8 protein-coding genes and 1 pseudogene are annotated in these 6120 nt (G+C 64.7%); 5 read left to right on the plus strand and 4 right to left on the minus strand.

Going from position 1 to position 6120, the window contains the following annotated elements; all coding sequences use genetic code 11:
* Positions 1-3 precede the first annotated feature (3 nt).
* Both Q7U29_RS14420 and Q7U29_RS14425 read left to right on the plus strand, forming a co-directional pair.
* On the plus strand, positions 4-1176 hold the full coding sequence (locus Q7U29_RS14420) for a cytochrome P450 (RefSeq protein WP_304742534.1): 1173 nt from the start codon (positions 4-6) through the stop codon (positions 1174-1176).
* A 121-nt stretch (positions 1177-1297) separates the two neighbouring features.
* A complete protein-coding gene (locus Q7U29_RS14425) occupies positions 1298-1837 on the plus strand; it encodes a collagen-like protein (protein ID WP_304742520.1) in 540 nt (179 codons plus the stop codon).
* A 48-nt stretch (positions 1838-1885) separates the two neighbouring features.
* Here the strand turns inward: Q7U29_RS14425 and Q7U29_RS14430 are convergent, their stop codons facing one another.
* Together Q7U29_RS14430 and Q7U29_RS14435 are read right to left on the minus strand one after the other, a co-directional pair.
* Positions 1886-2101, minus strand: a complete 216-nt coding sequence (locus Q7U29_RS14430; RefSeq protein WP_304742522.1) for a hypothetical protein — start codon at positions 2099-2101, stop codon at positions 1886-1888.
* Between the two features lie 92 nt (positions 2102-2193).
* Positions 2194-2460, minus strand: a complete 267-nt coding sequence (locus Q7U29_RS14435; RefSeq protein WP_304742524.1) for a DUF2277 domain-containing protein — start codon at positions 2458-2460, stop codon at positions 2194-2196.
* A gap of 165 nt (positions 2461-2625) precedes the next feature.
* Here Q7U29_RS14435 and Q7U29_RS14440 point away from each other — a divergent pair, with 165 nt between their 5' ends.
* From Q7U29_RS14440 to Q7U29_RS14450, 3 genes are all read left to right on the plus strand, one after another.
* A complete protein-coding gene (locus tag Q7U29_RS14440) occupies positions 2626-2871 on the plus strand; it encodes a DUF2188 domain-containing protein (protein WP_304742526.1) in 246 nt (81 codons plus the stop codon).
* A gap of 17 nt (positions 2872-2888) precedes the next feature.
* Complete coding sequence (locus tag Q7U29_RS14445; protein WP_304742528.1) at positions 2889-3494, plus strand: hypothetical protein; 606 nt, start codon at positions 2889-2891, stop codon at positions 3492-3494.
* A 101-nt stretch (positions 3495-3595) separates the two neighbouring features.
* Positions 3596-4201 carry a pyridoxamine 5'-phosphate oxidase family protein gene (locus tag Q7U29_RS14450; RefSeq protein WP_304742530.1) on the plus strand — a complete coding sequence of 202 codons (606 nt, stop codon included), beginning with the start codon at positions 3596-3598 and terminating at the stop codon, positions 4199-4201.
* Positions 4202-5099: 898 nt separating this feature from the next.
* Here the strand turns inward: Q7U29_RS14450 and bfr are convergent.
* Entirely contained in the window at positions 5100-5585 is a 486-nt protein-coding gene (gene bfr / locus Q7U29_RS14455) for a bacterioferritin (protein WP_304742532.1), read from the minus strand.
* 119 nt (positions 5586-5704) lie between these two features.
* A pseudogene (locus Q7U29_RS14460) lies at positions 5705-5967 on the minus strand (bacterioferritin-associated ferredoxin).
* Positions 5968-6120: the final 153 nt, after the last annotated feature.

Here is a 6120-nt window from a genome sequence, read left to right on the forward strand (position 1 = left end):
CCCATGTCCAACGCCCCGCATTTCCAGATCGACGTCGCCAGCTTCTGGGCCGACCCTTACCCGACGCTGGCGAAGATGCGGAAGGACGCGCCGATCGCGTTCGTGCCGCAGCTGGGCTCCACGGTGTTCACCCGGCGCGACGACATCTTCACCCAGGAAAAGCGCATCGACGTGTTCTCCTCGCATCAGCCGGCCGGGCTGATGAACACGCTGATGGGCCACAACATGATGCGCAAGGACGGCGCGGCGCACATGGCCGAGCGTGCCGCGATGTTTCCCTCGGTATCGCCGCGCACCGTGCGCGACATCTGGCGCGGCCAGTTCCAGGACCATGCCGACCGCATCCTCGACGAGCTCGCGCCGGCCGGCCGCGCCGATCTCTGCAAGGCGTTCGCGCTTCCGCTGTCGGCCGAGTGCCTGAAGGACGTCACCGGGCTGACCAACATCCGCTTTGCGGACATGGACGCGTGGTCGCAGGCGATGATCGACGGCATCGCCAATTACAGCGGCAACAAGGAGGTGGAGGCCCGCTGCCATGCCGCCACCGCGGGGATTGACGCCGCGATCGACGACATGATCCCGGTGGTGACGAAACATCCCGACACCTCGATCCTCAGCGTGCTCTTGGCCGCGGGCATGCCGATCGACAGCATTCGCGCCAACATCAAGCTCGCGATTTCGGGTGGGCAGAACGAGCCGCGCGACGCCATCGCCGGCACGGTCTGGGCGCTGCTGACGCATCCGGAACAGCTCGCGCTGGTGCGCGAGGGCAAGGCGAAATGGCTCGACGTGTTCGAGGAATATGCCCGCTGGATCGCGCCGATCGGGATGTCGCCGCGCCGGGTCGCCAAACCATGGTCCTATGGCGGCGTCGATTTCGAGCCGGAGGACCGGGTGTTCTTCATGTTCGGCTCGGCCAATCGCGACGAAGCCTGCTTTGCCGATCCCGACCGCTTCGACGTCACCCGCAACACCCAGAAGAGCATCGCCTTCGGCGCCGGCCCGCATTATTGCGCCGGCGCCTTCGCCTCGCGCGCCATGGTGGCCGACGTGGCGCTGCCGAGCGTGTTCGCGCGGTTGAAGGACTTGCGGCTGGACGAGAGCGAGCCGGTGCGGATCGGCGGCTGGGCGTTCCGGGGACTGCTCAACCTGCCGGTCAAGTGGGACGCGGGCTAACGCGCACCAGAAACGCTGCGATGATTGATGTTGATCAAATCCACCCGCACTATCGATGCAATTGGTGCTGTCATCAAACGTCTGGTAGAAATTGCCTCGGAATCATCTCGGGAGTGAGCAAGTGGCGGACGATAGCGTTATCCGGCAAGGCAAACAGGGACCGCAGGGCCCGCGCGGCGAGCCGGGGCGTGCCGGCCCGCAAGGGCATCCCGGACGCCCCGGACTGGAAGGTCCGCGCGGCAAGCCGGGCCCGCAAGGCAAGCCCGGGCCGCAGGGCCCGCGTGGCGAGGCCGGCCCACAGGGCAAGCCCGGTTCGCAAGGCGAGGCCGGGCCGCAAGGCAAGCCCGGTCCGCAAGGCCCGCGTGGCGAAGCCGGCGCGCAGGGCAAGCCCGGCCCGCAGGGCGAGCCGGGTCCGCGCGGCGAAGCCGGACCGCAGGGGCAATTGCCGTCGATCGAACAGGTGATGCCATGGCTGCACCTCCTGTTCGACGCCTATGAAGACTACAAGCGGACGCGCGAGCGCGAAGCCGCGGAACGCGAGGCTGCCGAACGCGAGGCGCTGGCGGCGGCCGAACAGGACGATGAGTCCGGCGACGATGACGGCGATGACGAACATCGCAAGGACAAGAAGAAGCGGCACAAGCACAAGGACAAGAAGTAACGCAGGGCGGGCAAAGAGCAGGCGTGCCTTTGCCCGTCCTTCGCTGCCTCACCGCATTTCGGCAGTGTCGTTGCGCGACAGCATTCCCATCAACTGGAATTGCCAGCGCATCGCGCGGTACCAGAAATAGCCGGCCAGGGCGCCGCAGACCGACAGGATGATGATGTTGGCGGGCTGATACGCCCCGCTCCACCACAGCATACCTCCGGTCCACAGCACCGTGAACAAGACGGAACTGAATTTCAATCGCGTAATGGGGCTCATGGCCGGTCTCCGATGGCAGATAACGCCAGCCATCCTGCGCGCCGCCGTCGAGCCGCACCGTGAGGCGCGTCACGCAAACGGCGCGCCGCCGTTTACCCGAACCGCAGCCGTGACCGTTCCCTGGCCTTCTCCGCCTCGGTCTCGCGGTCGCGCGCCGGCGCATGGGTGTGCAGCGAGGCCAGCAGCCGGCGGGCCGAATCGGACACTTCCGCAACCGCGCGGTCGAACGCCTCGGCATTGGCCTGCGACGGCTTGTTGAAGCCGGACAGTTTGCGCACGAACTGCAGCGCGGAGGCGTGGATTTCGTCCCCGGTCGCGGGCGGCTCGAAATTGAACAGCGTCTTGATGTTGCGGCACATTTGTCTTCTCCCTTGCCCGGCTGCCCAGTTCGGCGCCCGCTTCACCCGAACCGAGGACGAATAACCGGCCGCAATACCTACATCGTGACCGCATTTTGTCATAGAATGGGCGGCACAATCACCCCTGCCATCACGCCGCGTCGCCAGCCAACAAGCGAGTTCCACATGAGCCACATCACCTACAAGATCGTCGAGCATGACGGCGGCTGGGCTTACACCGTCAATGGCGTGTTTTCGGAACCCTTTCCCAGCCATGCCGCGGCGCTGGCCGCCGCCAAGCGCGCCGCCGCCGAGCAGCGCGTGCCCGGACGCACCGAGGCGATCGAGTATGAGACCGCCGACGGCAGGTGGCACACCGAGACCGCCGCGGGCAGCGACCGTCCCGACACCGACGTCGAGGACAAGCGGTAGCCGGGAGGACCCGACCGATGCGCCGCCGAGGCGTCGTCATTTCGCTTTTGCTGACGATCGTCGCGCTGTTCAGCGCCAGCCCGCCGGCGCTGGCCTGCGCCTGCTGCACCCATGAGGGCCAGCGCAACGTCGCCACCGTGGCGCTGGATTCCGGCAAGCAACAGGAGATCGAGAGCCTGCGCTTTGCCGGCAAGGCCACGCTGTTTACCGGCGAAGCCGACGCCGCTGATATCGCGGGCATCGCGACGCCGTCGGCAAGCTACGAACTCACGGCAAAATGGCTGGACGACCGGCTGGTGCTGTCGTTCCGCGACAAGCTCGGCCACTCCGGCGATCTGTCGATGGCCCGTCCGAAGACGGTGTCGGTGTTCGAGGTCGACCCGCGCGACCGCCCCGACCGGGGGCAAGGGCCCACGCTCTACAAGGAATGGAAACTCTCCGCCCCGGCCGGCGGCAGCGGCGTTTTCCGGCCGGGCATCGCGCCGCGCCAGTTGCTCACGCTGATCCTGCAGGGCGGCGGCAACAGCTGCACCGGCGCCAACGATTTTTCGCACTGGACGCTGGTGATGCAGGGCCCGAAAGCCAACTACACCCTGTTCGGTGATCTCGTGACGACGAAATAGCCGCCGCCCCGATCGCTGCCAGGCGGCCCGCGTCAGGCCCCGGCTTTGCCAAGCCATGCCACGGTGATAGTTTCGCACCGCATTCGCAACGGAGAGAGCCCTTGACCGACTTTGCCGCCAGCGACCTCGAGACGATCTATCCAGCCCCCTCGCCGCGCGTGATCGCCAAGGCGCGCCCGGAGATCGACGCGCATGCAAAAAAATTCATCGCGATGTCGCCGTTCTGCGTGCTCGCCACCTCCGGCTCCGACGGCAGCGTCGACGCGTCGCCGCGCGGCGGCAACCCCGGCTTCGTCCACGTCGCCGGGCCGAACCTCCTGGTGATGCCGGATCGCTCCGGCAACAACCGGATCGACAGCTTTCGCAACATCGTCGAGGGCTCGGGCTTCGTGCAGCTGGTCTTCTTCGTGCCCGGCATCGACGAGACGCTGCGCGTCGGCGGCAAGGGCAAGCTCTCGGCCGATCCGGATCTGCTGGCCTCGATGATCGAGTTCGGCAAGCTGCCGCGCGCGGCGCTCAGTATCAATGTGCACGAGGCCTACTTCCACTGCGGCAAGGCCCTGATGCGCTCGAAACTGTGGTCGCCGGAGACCCGGGTCGAACGCGCGGTGCTGCCCAGCATCGCCGAAGTGATCCACGACCAGACCAGCCTCGGCGAGCCGGAAAGCCAGGCCGCGATCGAGGCGAAGTACAGGGAACAGTTGTGATTTGATGGCGGAGCGTAATTCGGCCGCACGAGAGCGTGCACAGCCAACACTGGACGATGCCTGGCTAGCGATCACGGGCATTTTGTTTGCAAGGATGGCGACGGAGCGCGGTAGGCATACAGCTCGTCATCACCCGCGAAAGCGGCGGCCCGGTTGCGAACCTCCGTGACGACCCGACGGGCAAGTCACTTCCGATTATCGGAATTTATGTCAAGCCCCTCGCACAAAAATATTTCTGTTTTCCAGAATCGCAAACCAGGTTATATCGACAGCCATCCCGTCCCACTCGAGAGGGGCGTTTCGCGAACGTCACGAACGCGGGGCGGGTTGCGGTGGACGCGGCGGCGCGCGAGACGGGCGGGTTGGCTGCGTACGGAAAAAACGTGTGGTCCCGACACCCCACTGGCAGGTGTCAAGCTCCCGGTCGGTTTTCCGGGGGCGACGGTGGCAAAAGTGCAGGGCTCACCGAGGAGAGCGCGATATAATCCGTAAAGCCACTGCGCAGGGAAAGTCGGATGTTTCCGCTTCACCTGTATGCTCGTGTGCGTTTTTTACTCGTGCATTTGCACACGAGACCGCGGGTGCAGCGCGCATCCGACTTTCCCTGCGCCCTCTTTGTTCCGGAGGGCGGCAATCGACAGCCAAGCTCGGGCGGAATGCGCCGCGAGATCGCGAAGCCGCGTTTGAGGAACCAGCGTGAGTGCAAGAGTGTGGCTTCGCCTAATACCTGGAATCACAAACGGGTATTGCTGCCCATCCTTCGAGACGGCCACTTCGTGGCCTCCTCAGGATGAGGACCAAATTGTTGAAACACAACATCCTCATGCTGAGGAGCGTGCGGCGCGAGCGTCTCGAAGCATGGGCAGCAAGCGACTCGCCGATCTCGCGTAGTCAGTCCCTAGTCCCCGCTCTCGAGCCCGCCGACATGCTTCTGGGTGTAGAGCTCCAGCCCGATGCGCTTGATCAGGTCGAGCTGGGTTTCGAGGAAGTCGATGTGGTGCTCCTCGTCCTTCATCAGGCTCTCGAACAGGTCGCGGCTGACGTAATCCTTGACGCCGTGGCAGTAGGTTGCGGCCTCCTGGTAGAGCGTGCGGGCGGCGATCTCGGAGGCCAGATCGCACTCGATGATTTCCTTGACGTTCTGGCCGATCCGCAAGGGATCGAGCACCTGCAGGTTGGGAAAGCCCTCGAGGAACAGGATCCGGTCGGTGAACTTGTCGGCGTGCTCCATCTCTTCGATGGATTCCTTGCGCCAGACCTTGGCCATCTCCAGCAGACCCCAGTTGTTCAGCACCCGGTAATGCAGCCAGTACTGGTTGATGGCGGTGAGCTCGCTGCGCAGACCCTTGTTGAGGTATTCGATAACCTTGGCGTCGCCCTGCATGTGGTCTCCTGACGAGTTAAACTGCTTAGAACGCTTCTAAAACGGATCACATTCAGGAGCAACCCTCTGCCGGCCGGCGCCGGCCGGCAAACGACAGTAGCCAGGGATTCGTGCGGATTTCAGGAAGCCGCGAGCGCGAACTCGGTGTGGGCGTGGGCGTGCGGTTGCACGCTGGCCTGGCTGTGCGGGCAACCGGCGCCGCAGCGCAGGCGCCCAGGGCTTCGTCGATGATGGTCTTGATGGTGCGCGCGCATCGGCCGCATTCGGCACTGCAACCGAGGCAACCATAGATCTGCTTGGCATTGCGGGGAAGGTCCTCCGCAGCGTTGACCGCACGGCGGACATCCTGGTCGCTGATGACGTTACAGGAACAAACGATCATGAAAACGGCAGACCCATCGGTGATGCGTGACCCCACAGATATTGAAGGCCGCCGCGGGATGCAAAAGGAAAAGCCCTCATTTCAAGCAATTCCAAACTGACGCGGGGACAGACTAGAAGCCCTCTAGAAATGGCGGTTGCGATAGATCAAAAG

Source organism: Bradyrhizobium sp. (assembly GCF_030654605.1).
Taxonomy (GTDB): Bacteria; Pseudomonadota; Alphaproteobacteria; order Rhizobiales; family Xanthobacteraceae; genus Bradyrhizobium.